Annotated in this window: 16 protein-coding genes; all 16 read left to right on the top strand. The window is 54.4% G+C overall.

The window, feature by feature from the left end; all coding sequences use genetic code 11:
* Positions 1–44: 44 nt before the first annotated feature.
* Positions 45–1,592, top strand: a complete 1,548-nt coding sequence (gene lysS, locus NTU47_17130; GenBank protein MCX6135532.1) for a lysine--tRNA ligase — start codon at positions 45–47, stop codon at positions 1,590–1,592.
* A 234-nt stretch (positions 1,593–1,826) separates the two neighbouring features.
* On the top strand, positions 1,827–3,449 hold the full coding sequence (locus NTU47_17125; protein MCX6135531.1) for a S41 family peptidase: 1,623 nt from the start codon (positions 1,827–1,829) through the stop codon (positions 3,447–3,449).
* A gap of 7 nt (positions 3,450–3,456) precedes the next feature.
* Positions 3,457–4,344 carry a DUF3108 domain-containing protein gene (locus tag NTU47_17120; protein ID MCX6135530.1) on the top strand — a complete coding sequence of 296 codons (888 nt, stop codon included), beginning with the start codon at positions 3,457–3,459 and terminating at the stop codon, positions 4,342–4,344.
* Complete coding sequence (locus tag NTU47_17115) at positions 4,341–4,847, top strand: gamma carbonic anhydrase family protein (protein MCX6135529.1); 507 nt, start codon at positions 4,341–4,343, stop codon at positions 4,845–4,847. Before NTU47_17120 ends, NTU47_17115 begins: the two co-directional genes overlap by 4 nt.
* Before the next feature lie 18 nt (positions 4,848–4,865).
* A complete protein-coding gene (locus tag NTU47_17110) occupies positions 4,866–5,765 on the top strand; it encodes an MBL fold metallo-hydrolase (protein ID MCX6135528.1) in 900 nt (299 codons plus the stop codon).
* Positions 5,766–5,963: 198 nt separating this feature from the next.
* A complete protein-coding gene (locus NTU47_17105; protein MCX6135527.1) occupies positions 5,964–6,497 on the top strand; it encodes a hypothetical protein in 534 nt (177 codons plus the stop codon).
* Positions 6,494–6,925 carry an rRNA maturation RNase YbeY gene (ybeY, locus tag NTU47_17100; protein ID MCX6135526.1) on the top strand — a complete coding sequence of 144 codons (432 nt, stop codon included), beginning with the start codon at positions 6,494–6,496 and terminating at the stop codon, positions 6,923–6,925. The genes NTU47_17105 and ybeY overlap by 4 nt, the downstream gene beginning before the upstream one ends.
* Before the next feature lie 4 nt (positions 6,926–6,929).
* Positions 6,930–7,385 (top strand): DUF494 family protein, encoded by a 456-nt coding sequence (locus NTU47_17095; protein MCX6135525.1) that lies wholly within the window; start codon positions 6,930–6,932, stop codon positions 7,383–7,385.
* Positions 7,386–7,395: 10 nt separating this feature from the next.
* Positions 7,396–9,657 (top strand): type I DNA topoisomerase, encoded by a 2,262-nt coding sequence (gene topA / locus NTU47_17090; GenBank protein ID MCX6135524.1) that lies wholly within the window; start codon positions 7,396–7,398, stop codon positions 9,655–9,657.
* A gap of 44 nt (positions 9,658–9,701) precedes the next feature.
* On the top strand, positions 9,702–10,598 hold the full coding sequence (locus tag NTU47_17085) for a tyrosine recombinase XerC (GenBank protein MCX6135523.1): 897 nt from the start codon (positions 9,702–9,704) through the stop codon (positions 10,596–10,598).
* A gap of 31 nt (positions 10,599–10,629) precedes the next feature.
* Complete coding sequence (raiA, locus tag NTU47_17080; protein MCX6135522.1) at positions 10,630–10,965, top strand: ribosome-associated translation inhibitor RaiA; 336 nt, start codon at positions 10,630–10,632, stop codon at positions 10,963–10,965.
* Between the two features lie 18 nt (positions 10,966–10,983).
* On the top strand, positions 10,984–11,991 hold the full coding sequence (gene hprK, locus NTU47_17075; protein MCX6135521.1) for an HPr(Ser) kinase/phosphatase: 1,008 nt from the start codon (positions 10,984–10,986) through the stop codon (positions 11,989–11,991).
* Positions 11,992–12,122: 131 nt separating this feature from the next.
* On the top strand, positions 12,123–13,073 hold the full coding sequence (locus tag NTU47_17070; GenBank protein MCX6135520.1) for a M23 family metallopeptidase: 951 nt from the start codon (positions 12,123–12,125) through the stop codon (positions 13,071–13,073).
* A gap of 61 nt (positions 13,074–13,134) precedes the next feature.
* Positions 13,135–13,359 carry a DUF2795 domain-containing protein gene (locus tag NTU47_17065; GenBank protein ID MCX6135519.1) on the top strand — a complete coding sequence of 75 codons (225 nt, stop codon included), beginning with the start codon at positions 13,135–13,137 and terminating at the stop codon, positions 13,357–13,359.
* Positions 13,360–13,455: 96 nt separating this feature from the next.
* Positions 13,456–15,525 (top strand): BamA/TamA family outer membrane protein, encoded by a 2,070-nt coding sequence (locus NTU47_17060; GenBank protein ID MCX6135518.1) that lies wholly within the window; start codon positions 13,456–13,458, stop codon positions 15,523–15,525.
* Positions 15,526–15,534: 9 nt separating this feature from the next.
* Entirely contained in the window at positions 15,535–16,656 is a 1,122-nt protein-coding gene (gene holB, locus NTU47_17055; GenBank protein MCX6135517.1) for a DNA polymerase III subunit delta', read from the top strand.
* Positions 16,657–16,665: the final 9 nt, after the last annotated feature.

The raw sequence follows: 16,665 nt of genomic DNA, 5'->3' as shown, positions 1-16,665 counted from the left end.
ATGCTCTTTTCAGGATTCAATCACGAGAACGATAGTCACAGAGTATGAACGACCCACAACATCCGAAACACAAACCGTCAGAGCAGCAGGTTCCCGAGCATGAGGATTTGAACATCCTGATGCTGCGCCGTCGTGAGGAACTCGAGAGCCTGAAGAATGCGGGCATCAATCCCTATCCGTACGAATTTGACCGCACAGACTTCTCGAAGGATCTTGTCGACAGTTTCAAGGACGAAGCACCGCAGCGCACCGTCGTGGTTGCCGGGAGGATTCTCTCCCTGCGCCGCATGGGGAAGGCGTCCTTCTGCCACATACAGGATTCGCAGGGAAAGATACAGCTCTATCTGAAAAAGGAAGAGCTCGGTTCTGTGTACGACGCTTTCAAGCTGATGGACATCGGCGACCTCGTCGGTGTGAAGGGATTCGTTTTCCGTACAAAGATGGGAGAGGTGTCGATCCATGCGCAGGAATTGACGCTGCTGGCAAAGTCGCTGCGTCCGCTTCCGGTTGTCAAGGAAAAGGTCGACGAGCAGGGGAACAAGGTGGTGTACGACCCGTTCTCAGACAAGGAACTCCGCTACCGGCAGCGTTACGTCGACCTCATTGTGAATCCGGATGTCCGGCAGGTGTTCGTGAAGCGGGCAAAAATCATCAGCACCATCCGGCGGTTTTTTGACGATCGCGGATATCTGGAAGTGGAAACCCCGGTGCTTCAGCCCATCTACGGCGGGGCTTCTGCGCGGCCGTTCAAATCGCATCACAACGCGCTCGACATCGACCTGTACCTGCGAATCGCAGATGAATTGTATCTCAAGCGCCTGATCGTCGGCGGCTATGACGGCGTGTACGAAATATCCAAAGACTTCCGCAACGAGGGGATGGACAGGTCGCACAACCCCGAGTTTACAATGCTGGAGATCTATGTCGCCTACAAGGACTATCGCTGGATGATGGAGCTGGTCGAGCAGATGGTGTACGAAGTCGCGATGGCCGTCAACGGGACGCCGATCGCGAGCCTTGCCGGCCATGAAATCAACTTCACGCCTCCGTGGAAACGCATCACGATGTTTGACGCGATTCAGGAATTCACGGGCAAGAGCCTGCGCGGCAAGACCGAACAGGAACTGCGGGCGATCGCAAAGGAACTTCACATCGACGTTGAGCCCTCTGCGGGTGTCGGCGCCATCATCGATGAGATCTTCGGCCAGAAAGCCGAACCGTACCTGATCCAGCCGACGTTCATCACCGATTATCCGCTCGAGATGTCTCCGCTGGCGAAGAAGCACCGGACCGAACCCGGGTTGGTGGAGCGGTTTGAAGGGATTGTTAACGGTCACGAAATCTGCAACGCGTTTTCCGAACTCAACGATCCCATCGATCAGCGGGCCCGCTTCGAAGAACAAATGAAGCTCCGCGCCCGCGGCGACGAAGAGGCGCAGGTTCTCGATGAGGACTATCTGCGTTCACTCGAGTACGGCATGCCTCCCACGGCCGGTCTCGGCATCGGTATCGACCGTCTGACGATGCTGCTGACGAACAAGGATTCGATCCGGGACGTCATCTTCTTCCCGCAGATGAAACCGGAGAAGTGATGATCCGTTCGGTCGATTTTCGGTGAGTGCTCCGTCGACGATTCCACAAGCGAGATCACCCCTCATCCCCACACCGCATTATCAATTTCCCTCCTTTTTGCCTGAGTGAGGTGTCCCGATCAGTATTCGGGGCCAATGCGGCTTGTTTCTTGCATTTGTGCCAATTTTCGAGCATTTTGTGATAGATAGGAATTGGATGAGTTTCTGCAAGGTTTTCTGACGAAGGATTGGAGCATGAAGAGTAAGATTTCACTTTGGACGGTTGTCGCATTGATGGCAGTCAGCCTCTTCGCAGGAATGGAAATCAGGCAGCTGGTTTCCGGCGACTCGGTGATCGATCAGGCGGACAAGTTCCGCGAGGTCCTCAGCCTGACGCAGAAATACTACGTGAAAGAGGTGGATGCCAAGAAACTCACAGAGTCTGCTGTGGAAGGACTTCTGGACAAACTCGATCCCCACTCGGTCTATATCGCTCCGAAAGCCTTTGAGCAGGTCGCGGAAGAGTATCGCGGGAAGTTTGATGGAATAGGGGTCACCTTCACCATTCGAAATGATTCGATTCTCGTTGTGGATACATTTGGCGGCGGACCGTCCGCGAAAGTCGGCATCCAAACGAATGACCGCATCGTCCGCATCGGTGATTCTTCTTCTGTCGGCTGGAACAACGATCAGGTCAAGGCGCACCTCAGGGGGCCGAAGGGGACAAAAGTGAAAGTGGGAGTGCACCGGCCCGGGACAAAGGAACTGCTTGACTTCGAGATTATACGCGACGAAATAGCCATCACCAGCGTTGACATCGCCATGATGGTGAATGACGATATAGGCTATATCAGCGTCAACAAGTTCAGCGAACAGACAGCCGCAGAGATGGAGCAGGCGCTCAAGCGGCTGAAAACCCAGGGCATGAAGCGGTTGATTCTGGATCTTCGTTCGAATCCCGGCGGATTGCTCGAACAGGCATTTGAGATGGCAGATCTCTTCCTGGATGGCGGAACCAAAGAGACACCCCACAAGATCGTCTATACAAAAGCGCGCATCTCGGAGTTTGATGAGGTGTATTTCGCAAAGACCGGTCAGTCCTATGAAAATCTGCCGCTTATCGTCTTGCTGGGGAACTACTCGGCGAGCGCGAGCGAGATCGTCGCCGGTGCAATACAGGACTGGGATCGAGGCTTGATTGTCGGTGAGACAAGCTTCGGAAAAGGGCTTGTGCAGCGGCAATGGCGTTTGAAGGACGGATCGGCGCTGAGGTTGACCATCGCGCGTTATTACACGCCGAGCGGACGATTGATCCAGAGGGAGTACGAGGGAAAGGATAAGGAGGAGTATCAGAAGGAAGCGTTCGCCCGGAAGGAGAAAGAGGGGGAAAACCTCGAGCACAAAGCCGAAAGTGATTCGTCACATCCGGTCTTCCATACGCACGCCGGGCGTGTGGTCTACGGGGGCGGCGGCATCACGCCAGACTACGTTGTAAAGAACGCGCAACTCACCGCGTTGACACAGAGCATCCTCCGGCGTGGCCTGTACGAACAGTATGTCACTGCACACCTCGACGGGAAAGGCCTCTCCATCCGGTCCGAGTATTCGAAAAACTGGAAGAAATTCCGCGATTCCTTTACGATATCGGATGAAATGGTCACGGGGTTCCGGTCCTACCTCGAAGCTCACGAGCTCAAGGTCGACGAGAAGGAATTTCAGAAAGACCTCACATTCACAAAGACACGATTGAAGGCAACGTTCGCGAGAAATTTCTGGGGAAACGAGGGATGGTATCCATTGATGCTTCAGGTCGATGCTCAATACCAGAAGGCGTTGAGCCTCTTTCCGGAAGCTGAGAAGATTGCGAAGTTGAACTGACCCCGAGATGACGAAAAAAACACTTAGCCGGTGGACGCCGGCATCAGCCGCTTTTGCATGGATGGCCTTCTGCTCGTTGCTCTTGATGGGGTCGGGCATCCCTTCACATACGTACGCGCGTCCGGAAGTCGTTGCGTCTCCCGTTCTGCAAAGCCAGATGCTGGAGGTCGGCGAGGAACTGGAATACAAAGTTAGCTATTCGTTTTTCAACATCGGTACGATCCGGACTCAGATTGTTGAGAAGGAGCAGCGGGGCGGCAGAACTATCTACAAAACCCGCGCGCTCATCGATTCCAACCCGTCGTTGGACTGGCTCGTCAGTCTCCATATTCAGTTTTACAGCGAGATGGATGGCAGTGTGTACTCCTATTCCTGGGTGGAGGATGACAGCTCGAAGAATGGGGTCATCTTCAAGAGGTTCCGTTTCGACTACGAAACCAAGAAGGCGTTCCTCGAGAAGGGGAGAAAACTCACTTCCGGTGTGCGAAAGGTCGACTCGACCGAAACAATCGTCATTACTGACCAGTGTCAGGATGGCCTTTCGTTGTTCTACTATGCCCGTGAGCATGTCCTCGAGAAATCCCAGGTTCGAGTGCCGACGCTCATCGAGAACAAACTGGTCTACACATACATCAATTTCATGAATCGGCACGAGGATGCTGACATCGATGTGGTTGATTATCCTGTGGATGTCGTTGCATTCGACGGGAAAGCGGATTATGTAGGGATTTTCGGATTGACTGGAGGGTTCCGGGGCTGGTTCAGCAACGACCAGGCCAGGGTTCCCATCGTTGCCCGCATGAACGTGATCCTCGGGAGCATCAAGATACAGCTTCAGAGGTGGAACCGGCCCGGGTGGCAGCCGCCGAAGTATGTCGAGGCATCCGGACGATGATCATCCCGTACAGGGGTATTACGCCAAGGATTCACCCTTCGGTGTTTATTGCGGAAGGGGCGCAGATTATCGGCGATGTCGAGATTGGCGCGGGGAGCAGTGTGTGGTTCAACACAGTTATTCGCGGAGACGTTCATTATATTCGGATCGGCGAGAGGACGAACATCCAGGACAATTGTGTCCTGCACGTGACCCACGATACATATCCTCTCATTGTCGGTTCCGATGTTACTGTAGGGCACGGTGCCATACTGCACGCAGCCACCATCAAGGATCGTTGTCTCATCGGGATGGGGGCGAAGGTGCTGGACGACGCGACGGTCGGACCGTATGCGCTAGTTGCCGCGGGTTCGCTTGTTCTTGAGCACTTTGAAGTGCCCGAAGGGGCGCTTGTTGCGGGAGTACCGGCACGGGTAAAGCGGATGTTGACAGAGGAGGAGCGCGCAGGCATCGTTCAATCGGCACACAATTATGTTGACTACGTCAAATCATATCGGGAATAGCTTGGGGAAGGATTTCGTATGAAGCTCAGGTTCTGGGGTGTGCGCGGATCGATTCCGACGCCAGGCAAGCAGACTGTCCGGTATGGCGGCAACACGCCCTGCCTCGAGTTGCGACTTGACGACAATGAGCTGGTGATCTTCGATGCCGGGACCGGCATACGGAATTTCGGGGACGAGATGATCAACAACGGCGCGTCCCTCAATGCACATCTCCTTATTACCCATCCGCACTGGGACCACATTCAGGGATTTCCGTTCTTCAAGCCTGCCTTCATTTCCGGAAATGAATTGACAATTATCGGAACCGACCGCATCGACAAATCTCTGAGCGAGATCATTTCAGAGCAAATGGATCGGATCTATTTCCCTGTTCAGCTGAACGAGCTCAAGGCAAAGATCAACTTCCGCCCGATACGGGAAGAGGGAGAGATCAAACTGCGCGGGTGTACGGTGAAGACGATGTACGTCAACCATCCGGGATTCACCGTCGGCTATCGCCTCGAGTACAAGGGAAAGACGCTGGTGTACATAAGCGACAACGAGCCATATGACGGAAAAGTCGCTGCGTCCATGACGAACTTTGAGCCGATTGTAAAGGAGAAGTACGACTCCCAGCGGGGAGATCCCAATCAGCGCGTGTTCGATTTCTGCCGCGGCGCGGATGTGCTGATCCATGACGCGACGTATACGCCCGAGGAATACATTGACAGAGTAGGATGGGGCCATTCACACTATCTCTTTACATTGCGGGTTGCAGCCGAGGCGGATGTGAAGCGGTTGGTGTTGTTCCATCACGAACCGACGCACAGCGATGACAAGGTGGACGATATCCTGAGAAAGTGCAAAGCGGAATTGAAGACGCGCGGATACGGTTTTGAGTGTGATGCCGCCGCGGAGAACATGGTCCTGAGCATCTAAACTTGACAATCACTCGTGCCTTGGTTATATTCAGGTCAGGAATCAGAGGGACGGCGAAGCATAGTCTGAGGCAAGAGTTGATTTACAAGAACTTGATTTGAAGACAATACGCGATTCCATTCATGTCGACACCCCGCGTCTCAACACATGGTTTGAGTGCTGAAGAGACTTGACGGGGTTTTTATTTCTCTGAATGCAATGACAGGACGCTCACTGATAGAATTCGAGTTCAAAGAATCGGACATCAAGAAGATCGCGCAGATCCTCGGTGTATCGGTCAAACACAGAGGCAGCAATTATCGATTTGAGCTCGAGAACAAGAGCCTCAATCGAAAACTCGCGCTGGAGGTCTACCCGTCGATTTCCATCGGCCCTCGCCGGGGAAATCTCATTTCGGTCTACACGCCAACGGCTCACCTGCAGCTGCATTTCTGCACGGGGTATGTGGTCAGTAAGCTCCTGGGTGAAATTACCTTTGTCGCAGAGTCCGAAGGGAAGCTCTCGGGTCTTACCGTGGAGCGTGAGGGAGGGTGCTCGCTCTATGCAAATGTGGACCGCGGTATCCTCTCGGGTGACTTCACAACATTAGGTCCGGAAGTGATGCTCTCCGGCATCGCATTATCACTCACTGAAAACATCCTTCCTCAGTCTGCATCCTCGGGCTCAGAGGCGAAGGGGAGTCGGAAAAGTCAGGAGAAAACGAAACGGAAACTACCAAAGAAGGCTGGATGATTTTCGTCGCGCACCATCATCCGTCTCTTCGATTTCCGAAGCGGGAAACTTTCCGAGTTGTTCAGAGCGTTCTCGAGCACGAGTCCGTGCGATCGTTCCAGGTGTCGGTTGTCTTTGTTGGGAGTCGGTTCATCCGGCGCATCAATCGGCGCTATCTACGACACGACGTTGTCACCGACGTCATCGCGTTCCCGCTTGGCGAAGGGAAAGGGGCTCCTCTTGAAGGGGAGATCTACGTAAACCTCGACCGGGCGAAGAGCCAGGCCCGAGAGTATGCCGTCCCGTTCGCGGAGGAAGCCCGGAGGCTCTTGATCCACGGGACGCTCCATTTGCTCGGCTACACTGATACAGATGGCCGAAGGAAAGCACGAATGACAAAGCGGGAAGACAGAATTCTGGCCCGACTGGCTGGATCCAACAGGGAGTAGCGCAATGCAGGAACGGATTGTTGAGATCATCCTTTTTCTGGTGAGCGAGCTGAAGTCTCACAAGCAGCTCAATGATGTCGATGTCTCGCTCCTGACGGAAAACGGATATACGCAGACCGAAATCTCAACGGCCTTCTCGTGGCTGTTTGAGCGGATGTCTGTCGGCCAGGAACTGGTCGCCAAAGACCAGGACACGCGCCTCTCACATCGGGTTCTGCATGAGGCGGAGAAGATGGTCATCACATCCGAAGGATTCGGGTATCTTCTGCAGTGCCGCCAGCTGGGGCTGCTCTCCAATTCGGATATCGAGACCATCATCGAGCGGATCATGGGGGCTGGGTTTTCAAGCGTCGGCGTTCCCGAGATGAAAAGTTTTGTGGCAGGTATGCTGCTCGATGGCGACAATCAGTCCGGCCTCGGTGGCCGCATTTCCTTGAATAGTGACGATACGATTCATTAGCGCAGGTTGAATGGAAAAGAAATCTCTCATCATAGTTGAGTCTCCCTCCAAAGCGAAGACAATCAACAAGTACCTCGGCAAGGAGTATATTGTCGAGGCGTCGGTCGGTCATATCAAGAATCTTCCCAAGAGCAAGCTTGGCGTCGATGTCGAGAATGAATTTGCTGTTGTCTACGAGAACATCCAGGGAAAGGACGCAGTCATAGAAAAACTGCGCGACCGCGCATCGAAAGCGAAGGCGATCTTTCTTGCGACTGACCCTGACCGCGAAGGGGAGGCGATTGCCGCACATCTTGCAGACGAGATCCGGGGGGTCAACAAGAACATCAAGCGCGTGTTGTTCCACGAGATTACCGCTGAAGGTGTGCAGGAGGGCATGCGGCATCCGAAGAAAGTGGATTCGCATCTCGTCCTGTCTCAGCAGGCCCGCCGTGCGATGGACCGGATCGTAGGCTACAAAGTCAGCCCGTTCGTATGGAAGACGGTGTACTACGGCCTCTCCGCTGGACGTGTCCAGTCCGTAGCTCTCAGGCTCATCTGCGAGAGGGAAGTTGCGGTCAAAGCATTCGTTCCAGAAGAGTACTGGTCCATTACGGGCGAATTTCAAACTTCGCAGAGCGAACCGTTCCTCGCAAAGCTGATGAAGGTCGCGGGGTCCGATCCGCGAATCCCGGACGAGACGACCGTGCGGGGCTATCTGGATGATATCCGGAAGCACACGTACGAAATCAAGAGCGTCGAACGAAAGCCCGTCAAGCGCAATGCGCCAGCTCCGTTCATCACGAGCACGCTGCAGCAGGAAGCCGCACGACGGTTGCGCTTCTCTGCCAAACGGACGATGATGCTTGCGCAGAAGCTCTACGAAGGCGTTGTCGTCGGCGAAGAAGGTCCGACTGGATTGATCACGTATATGCGAACCGACTCGACGCGATTGAGCGCAGAAGCTGTCGCGCAGGTCCGGGAGTACATTTTCAACAACTACGGCAAGGAATACCTCCCGAAGGAGCCGAAGCTCTTCAAGAAGGGAAAATCTTCGCAGGACGCGCACGAAGCCATACGCCCCACGTCTCTGAAATTCACCCCGAAAGAGGTGAAGAAACATCTGGACAAAGATCTGTACCTGCTCTACGAATTGATCTGGAACCGGTTTGTAGCCTGCCAGATGTCTCCCGCTGAATTCGAACAGATGTCTGTCGATGTCGTGGGCGGGGATTACCTGTTCCGTGCAACCGACCAGCGTCCGCTCTTCCGCGGGTTTCTTCAGGTCTACGATGACGTTGCTGAGGATAACGGTGGTGAGAAGGAGGACGTCGATCCTGTCTCGAAACTGCCGGAAAACCTTGGAAAGGGACAGTCTGCGACGCTGCGCGATATTATCCCCAGGCAGCATTTCACGAAACCGCCTCCTCGTTACACAGAGAGCAGCCTTGTGAAGGAGCTCGAGTCGCTGGGCATCGGTCGTCCGAGCACCTACGCAATGATCGTCAGTACGGTCATTGACAGAAAATATGTCGAGCACACCGAGCGGAAACTCTTTGCCACCGAGCTCGGCATGCAGGTGAACAAGCTGCTGGTCCAGTACTTCCCTGACATCTTCAACGTGACGTTTACTGCGCAAATGGAGGCGGAACTCGACACAATCGCCTCCGGCAAACAGCTGTACGTAAAAGTGATGAAGGATTTCTACGATCCGTTCATCAGGGCGCTGGAGAAGGTGGACAAGAACGCCGCGAAGATCAAGAAATCGCTCCAGGAAGAGACCGAAGAAGTGTGCGAGGTGTGCGAGCGAAAGATGATCATCAAGTGGGGGAGGAACGGCCGGTTCATGGCCTGTTCCGGGTATCCCAACTGCAAGAACACGAAACCACTCGCCGAAGATGCGGAGAAGCACCAGCACCTGGCCGGTATGAAGTGCGAATTGTGCGGTGGAGACATGGTCGTGAAGGCCGGAAAGTTCGGAACGTTCCTTGGTTGTTCCACGTATCCGGCCTGCAAGAACACGAAACCGATTTCCATGGGGATCCCATGTCCGAAGTGCAAGCAAGGGGATCTCGTCGAGCGAAAGACGAAAAAAGGCAAGCGTACGTTTTACGGATGCAACCGGTATCCTGAGTGCGATTTTGCCTCGTGGGGCAAGCCGGTCAACCGCCCCTGCTCGAATTGCGGCTCTACCTATCTTGTGGAGAAATACACGCAGACGAAAGGGGAGTTTTTGAAATGCCCCGATTGCGGAGAGGAATTTGAGAGGGAACAAATGGCTGTTGTTGCCTAGTTCACCCATCGAATGCGATGACGATCTCTAAGGGTTGTGTTGGCATGCACACAAGCGTTCGCAATTTCCTGGAATATCTTGATGTCGAACGTAACTATTCAGTCAACACCATTCGCTCGTACGAAGCAGACCTGCACCAGCTACTGACGTTCCTCGATGCACACCACGCCCATTCGTTCGACGATGTCCGGAAGCCGCTCCTGCGTTCCTATCTGAGCAGCCTGCTCGAAGCAGATCTGAGCAAGAAGAGCATTGCGAGAAAGATTGCAAGCATGCGCTCTTTTTTCCGGTACGCGAAACGACACAAAATCACGGCAACAAATCCGACGCTGACTCTCGTATCGCCCAAGCTCGACAAAAGGCTCCCATCGTACCTTGACGAGTCCGCCGTCAATCGCTTGTTCGAATCTCTTGATACCGGTACGCCCGACGGAAGGCGAAGCGCCGCCATCCTCGAACTGTTTTATTCCACCGGCATGAGGCTCAGCGAACTGATTAACCTCGATGTGGACGATGTAGATTTCGCGCAGGGCATCGTGAAGGTGACGGGCAAAGGATCGAAGCAGCGCATTCTTCCGGTGGGGCGTCAGGCACTTCAGGCGATCAGGGCCTACCTGCTCGACCGGGGGCGGGTCGTTCTGAAAGGAGCCGCTGACAGTCAAGAGTCTGCGCTTTTTGTGACTGCGAAGGGAGCACGCTTCTACCCTGTGGCGATCATCCGGCTTGTGAAAGGGCTGATCGGCGAGGTGTCGGAGATGCAGAAGCGGTCGCCGCACGTCATCCGCCACTCGTTCGCAACACACCTGTTGAACCGCGGTGCGGATTTGCGGGCGGTGAAGGAACTGCTGGGCCACGAGAGTCTGTCGACGACGCAAGTGTACACACACGTTTCAACGGAACAGTTGAAGAAGGTCTACCGTCAATCTCATCCAAAAGCATAGAACAGTGTGAAGCAGAGGAAAGGAGCTTACGATGAACGCGATCGTTACATCACGTCACTTCAAGGCGCACGAGGAACTGATTGACTATGCGAAGGACGCAGTGGACAAGCTCGACCGCTACTATGATGGCATCATGAAATGCGAGATCAAGCTGAGTTATCAGAAGGCGCAGAACAGCGTGAAGACCGCTGAGGTTGTTCTTTCCGTATACAAACAAAAGATCGCCGCGGTGGCGGACAGCGATGACTACCACAAGTCGATAGACGCAGCGGTCGCGAAGGTGCTGGCTCAGTTGAAGAAATACAAAGCGAAACTCCACGCAAAGGACCGAAAACAGGTCCGGCGCGTACAATCGAAAGTGGAATGAACACAGGGGAAACCTTCCATGGCACTTGACAATCTGAAAGAGACGCGGCGGGAGAGCATCACGGTCGGATACTTCTTTGAAGCGAACAAAAGCCGCGTGAAAATGGCCTCGGTGAACGGGGACGTGGGATTTCAGAAGGTGATCCGTGACAAGAGCATTCACCGGCCCGGGCTCGCCCTCGCCGGCTATGTGGAATTGTTTACCTATGACCGCGTGCAGGTGTTCGGCAACACGGAACTGCGGTATCTCCGGCATTTGAGTCTCGCCGAACGTATCAAGGCATTCCACACCATCTTCCAGTTCGACATTCCGTGCATCGTAGTCAGCGGTGATCACGAGCTCGACAACGAGCTGGTGGAAATCGCGACGAAGCACGGCGTTTCTGTCTTTAAGACCAGTCTTGAGACCACCAAGCTTGTGTATTTTGTCAGCGATTTCCTGGACGACCAGTTCGCGCCTCAAACCGTGATTCATGGTTCCTTCATGGACGTGTACGGCATTGGCGTCATACTGGCCGGCAGGTCGGGGATTGGCAAGAGCGAGATTGCCCTCGACCTCGTTGAGCGCGGGCATCGCCTGGTGGCGGACGACGTCATCATGGTCACTCGCAAGGGGGAGGGGATCCTGATCGGTGCCGGAACTGACGTCGTGAAGCATTTTATGGAAATCCGCGGCCTCGGCCTGATCGACATCCGCTCGATTTTCGGGATAAGGTCCATCCGGTTCCAGAAGCGCGTGGAAGTTGTAGTGGAGTTGCAGGAATGGCGAAACGATATGGAATACACCCGTACCGGGCTCGATCACGAGAGCATCGCAATCCTTGGTGTGGATATCCCGCACGTCAAGCTCCCGATATTCCCAGGCAAGAATATCACCGTCATAGTGGAAGTTATTGCCCTTGATTATCTGCAGAAACACTATGGATATGACGCTGCACGTGAATTTGCCAAGCGACTCGATGCGGCAATTGCGGAGAAATCAAAGGGGAAACGAGCCATCGACTACTTTGAGCACGATTTCGAGTAATGGGGACAAATTGGCTTGACAAAACCCCTAATATTATCTAACTTCGGTCACATTTTTCACGGTGAGGGATTGATTCAGGCGAATCTGCCGTCACCCCAAACAGGCACAAAAGAATACGGCCCAACTACAGGATGAAGAGATTCAGACTTTACTATTTCTCGTCGAAATCTCTCAGTTTCATCGAGGCTCGATGGTTTAAGACGAAAGTCACCACGATCTCGATGATCCTTGGGATGCTCGTGCTCGGCGCCGGATTCGTCACGAACCAGATGTTTGACGATGTTCTCGGTCTCGGCCTCCAGAGGAATCAGGTTCTCGTTGCCGAAAATTCCATCTTGCGCGATCAGCTTCGGACAATTGGCGTCAGACTCCAGGGATTGCAGAACAAACTCGCGGCCCTGAGCGATCAGGGAAACGAATTGCGGTTGTTGGTAGACCTCCCGAAGCTCGATGATGATACTCGATCTGCGGGATTTGGCGGAACGGATGAACGTATTGACCTTGGGGTGCCCAGCGGCGTCAACAGGGTGCTCAACGATCTCCGGCTTTCGATGTCGAAGGCAGAGAAGGAAGTACAGCTTCAGCAGACGAGCTACACCGAAGCTGTCCAGAAATATGACCGGAACAAAGGAATGTATTCTTGTCTGCCTGCCATCAAGCCGATGGCTGGATATTATTCGATGCATGGGTTCGGGATGAGATTTCATCCTGTTTTCCACGATGTAAGGATGCATGAAGGTCTCGATATCTCGAACGACATCGGCACGCCGGTGCACTCGACGGGTGATGGCGTCGTGGAAGCTGCCGGGCGTACTGAAGCCGGGTTGGGAGTCATGGTTGTGGTAAGTCATGGATACGGATACACGACGGTGTACGGCCATCTGAGCAAAGTGTTGGTCCGACCGGGAGAACGTGTGAAGCGGGGCGCAACGATTGCGCTGTCCGGCAAGACAGGCATCGCCACGGGCCCGCATCTGCATTACGAAGTGCGCCTGAATGGCGTGCTGCAGAATCCCGTTGATTATTTCTTTGACGACGTTGATTACAAAAAGATTAAAGAACAGCTCGCATCGAGCCAGTAGTCGTGGAGACTCGGGGGGGATGTTCCCGGGTGGTTGATGAGTTCGGAGGAGATTTTGAGCAATGATTTGGACACTCGAATTAGCATCGTATCTGGATGACGCGCCGTGGCCCGCAACCAAGGAGGAATTGATCGATTATGCTGTGAGAACGGGGGCGCCGCTGGAGGTTTTGCAGAATCTGGAAGAATTGGAAGACAGCGACGAGCCGTACGAAAGTATGGAGGAGATTTGGCCGGACTATCCGACCGATGAAGATTTCTTTTTTGAAGACGACAAAGAGTACTAATTCCACTCCACCTCGGATGAGGTTGCCCTCCGTGAAACTGGTAAGGGCCAGGTTTGAACCCAGCGTTGCGCGGCTGGGTTTTTTTATGAACTCCCGATGAACTGCCGGTTACTCAATATCGTTCTCTTCCTTGCGGGCTGCGCTGCGTTGCTTGCCGCGCAGGAACAGACGCAGGGGCTTGAAATCTCGGGAATGCGTTTCGAGGGGAACGAATCGTTCCGCGATGACGCGTTGCTCGGTATCATGCAGACCAAGGAATCGCCGGCCGGATTCTGGAAGTTCATGTACACCATCAGCGAGAAACTCGGCGACAAGCCCGAGTATTTCGATCGGACTCGCTTCGAACAGGACCATACCCGCCTTCAGGCGTTCTACAGGGATCAGGGATTCTTTTCAGTTCACATCGACACGCTCCTCCGCCCCGACTTCGGCCGCAAGACCATTGCGTTGTCGTTTCTCATTCATGAGGGACATCGGTCGCTCATCGATTCGATTCAGCGAGTCGGGTTTGAAGACCTTCCGCAGTCTGTCGTGGAAGAAATAGAAGCACGCCCGCTGGTCGTACCAGGGGAGCCCTATGTCGCCGACCGCGTTATCGGCGAACGCGCCCGGATCGTCAACGCGTTCTTCAACAACGGATATGCCGATGTCCGGGTCGATAGCATTGTCCCGTACAGATATACGTCGACCGGAAACATCAGGCTGGTGATCGCGATTACCAGGGGCAAACGGTATGTGTTCGGCGGTATCACGGTGCGGCAGGATTCCATCGCATCCGGAGCTGTTGATGAAGGCGCGATTCTGCGGCACCTCGATTTTCAGAAAGGGGATTTCTACAGCGAGGCAAAACGATCCGACAGCGAGCGTAACCTGAACAGACTTGGCGTTTTCGAGACATCGCGCATCGAGCCGGTCATCGGTGTGAAGGCCGACACGACATTCGATATTTCGACGCAGGTATTCGTCCGCCCGCGCCCGTTCCAGGAACTTGTTCCTGAAATCGGTGTCAACGACGAGAACAACGCGTTCAACATCCTTCTTGGTGTAAGCTATAATAACAGGAACTTTTTCGGCGGGGCGAGGAATTTCGAAACGAAGTTCCAATTCCAGCTCCAGTCCATACAGGACGTGGAGTTCTCGCGGGTGTTTAGTGGGACGGGACTTAGGGACAGCTCCGTCATCGGAAATGCCGAACTTTCGTTCCAGATCAACCAGCCCTACTTTTTCAACAACAAAACTTCCTTCACACCTTCTCTCTCATTCATCGTGGAGAAGAGGCACAAATATTATTTCAATCCGATCATTCGCGGCCGATTTGCAGTCACGTCGCAGACTGCGCGGTATACGACCGCGTTTCTCGAATGGAGTCTGGAACGAATCGGCTACGAGGCGATCAACGCGACTGTCGCCGCACTCTACTTCGATTCGCTGAGCATCGATCGGCGCCCGCAGTTCAATTCCATTCTCTCATTTACACTCCAGCGGGACAAACGGAACGACATCTTCTATCCATCTGGCGGATTCTTCCACTCGGTCAGCATCGAAGAAGCGGGCGTCATACCTTCCGTATTCGGCAGTTTGTTTGGGACGGACCTGCCGTATTCGAAGTATGTGAAGCTCTCCGGCCGCGGCCAATGGTACGTGGACCCGTTGCGGGATAAGGCGGCGATCTGGGCTTTCCGGTTGTACGGAGGCGTTGCCGAACTCTACGGCAATTCCCCGGCGCCTGTGCCTGTTACGAGAAGGTTTTTCGGGGGCGGGAGCGGCAGCGTTCGCGGGTGGGGGGCTCGGGGTCTTGCTGCGTCACGGCTTCCTGAAGAAGGAGGGAACGCTGTGTTTGAAGGGAGCATCGAGACTCGGTGGAATCTTCTCCGCAATGCCGGCCGCCTCGGGTTCGTTGAGTTCAGTCGATTCTCCCTGGTGTTCTTCTATGATTTCGGAAATGTCTGGCCAAGAGCCAGCGACGTGAAGGCGAGTGAAATTGCGATGGCGGCTGGCCTCGGCATACGATACGCGACAATTGCCGGTCCGATTCGCATTGATCTTGGATTCAGAGTCTACGATCCATCAGCGGAACAGGAACGGCAGTGGATCTCACAGAAAAAGTTCTACAAAGAAACGCTCGGGGCACTTGTGCTTCACTTCGGTATCGGCCATTCATTTTAGGTACTGCGCATGGGTTGGGACAGAATCATCGGTCAACATCGGGTCAAAGAGCTGCTGAGGCGGGTCCTTTCGTCGGGCTCTGTGGCGCACGCGCATTTGTTCTGGGGAGGCGAAGGAGTAGGGAAGGACGCAATGGCGATCGAGGTTGGCCGCGCCCTGAATTGCCAGGTGAACCCAGCTGACCCGTGCGGAGTATGCGCAAGCTGCCGGAAAGTCGACCAGCTTCAGCATCCGAACCTCCGTCTCATCGTTGCCCTGCCGGTAGGGAAGAACGAGCAATCGGGCGATGATCCTGTCGCGGGCTTGACGGAAGAGCAGATCGAGTCGATCCAAGGACAGCTGAAACTGAAAGCGGAGAACCCGTACCACAGAATACTGGTACCCAAGGCGAATTTCATCAAAATCAACAGCGTCCGCACTCTCCGCCGTGAGGCCTCGCTTTCATCCTTTGAAGGCGGGAAGCGCGTATTCATCATATCGCACGCCGAGGAAATGAACCCGGAGGCGAGCAACTCGCTCTTGAAAATGCTCGAGGAGCCTCCTTCCGATTCCGTCTTCATCTTGACCACCGCGCACAAGGAACAGCTGCTGCCGACAATACTCTCGAGGTGCCAGCTCGTTCAGTTCGATCCGCTCAGTGAGGAGGAATTGCAGGCCGCGCTGATTGACCGCCACGGCGTGGAACCGGAACAGGCGGCGCTTGTGGCCCGATTGGCGGACGGGAGCCACACGGCCGCGCTCGAATTGCTTTCGATCGATATCGTCGCACAGCGGCGGGAGGCTGTGCAATTTCTGCGGCTGCTCCTTGGTACTCAGAAGATCCCGCTTGCCCTCGAAGTGGAACGGATCGTTGCGCTCGGAGACAGAAATGCGGTCGAGCGATGGATGAAATTGCTGGGCGTGTGGCTGCGAGACGCGATGGTGCTCCGCGAACAGGGTGAAAGCGGATTGTTGAACCGTGAGCAGCTCAAAGATCTGACCAGCTTCAATGAGAAATTTCCACGTGCCCGTCTCTCCGACGCGCTCGGCAGTGTCGAGACCAGCATTGCTCTTGTTGGCAAAAATGGCTACCTTCCTCTTGTCGTCACGTCACTTGCAATTGACCTGAAACGCCATCTGGCATCATCCTAGCAGACATTT

It is taken from the genome of Ignavibacteriales bacterium, assembly GCA_026390595.1.
GTDB lineage: Bacteria > Bacteroidota > Ignavibacteria > UBA10030 > UBA10030 > UBA9647.
This window is presented reverse-complemented; position numbering and strand designations above follow the sequence as displayed.

Excerpts from the sequence above, each read along its gene's own strand:
- NTU47_17070 (MCX6135520.1), top strand. The coding sequence starts at position 12,123 with ATGAAGAGATTCAGACTTTACTATTTCTCGTCGAAATCTCTCAGTTTC.
- raiA (MCX6135522.1), top strand. The coding sequence starts at position 10,630 with ATGAACGCGATCGTTACATCACGTCACTTCAAGGCGCACGAGGAACTG.
- NTU47_17065 (MCX6135519.1), top strand. The coding sequence starts at position 13,135 with ATGATTTGGACACTCGAATTAGCATCGTATCTGGATGACGCGCCGTGG.
- NTU47_17105 (MCX6135527.1), top strand. The coding sequence starts at position 5,964 with ATGACAGGACGCTCACTGATAGAATTCGAGTTCAAAGAATCGGACATC.
- ybeY (MCX6135526.1), top strand. The coding sequence starts at position 6,494 with ATGATTTTCGTCGCGCACCATCATCCGTCTCTTCGATTTCCGAAGCGG.
- NTU47_17095 (MCX6135525.1), top strand. The coding sequence starts at position 6,930 with ATGCAGGAACGGATTGTTGAGATCATCCTTTTTCTGGTGAGCGAGCTG.
- topA (MCX6135524.1), top strand. The coding sequence starts at position 7,396 with ATGGAAAAGAAATCTCTCATCATAGTTGAGTCTCCCTCCAAAGCGAAG.
- NTU47_17085 (MCX6135523.1), top strand. The coding sequence starts at position 9,702 with ATGCACACAAGCGTTCGCAATTTCCTGGAATATCTTGATGTCGAACGT.
- holB (MCX6135517.1), top strand. The coding sequence starts at position 15,535 with ATGGGTTGGGACAGAATCATCGGTCAACATCGGGTCAAAGAGCTGCTG.
- NTU47_17110 (MCX6135528.1), top strand. The coding sequence starts at position 4,866 with ATGAAGCTCAGGTTCTGGGGTGTGCGCGGATCGATTCCGACGCCAGGC.
- hprK (MCX6135521.1), top strand. The coding sequence starts at position 10,984 with ATGGCACTTGACAATCTGAAAGAGACGCGGCGGGAGAGCATCACGGTC.
- NTU47_17060 (MCX6135518.1), top strand. The coding sequence starts at position 13,456 with ATGAACTGCCGGTTACTCAATATCGTTCTCTTCCTTGCGGGCTGCGCT.
- NTU47_17125 (MCX6135531.1), top strand. The coding sequence starts at position 1,827 with ATGAAGAGTAAGATTTCACTTTGGACGGTTGTCGCATTGATGGCAGTC.
- lysS (MCX6135532.1), top strand. The coding sequence starts at position 45 with ATGAACGACCCACAACATCCGAAACACAAACCGTCAGAGCAGCAGGTT.
- NTU47_17115 (MCX6135529.1), top strand. The coding sequence starts at position 4,341 with ATGATCATCCCGTACAGGGGTATTACGCCAAGGATTCACCCTTCGGTG.
- NTU47_17120 (MCX6135530.1), top strand. The coding sequence starts at position 3,457 with ATGACGAAAAAAACACTTAGCCGGTGGACGCCGGCATCAGCCGCTTTT.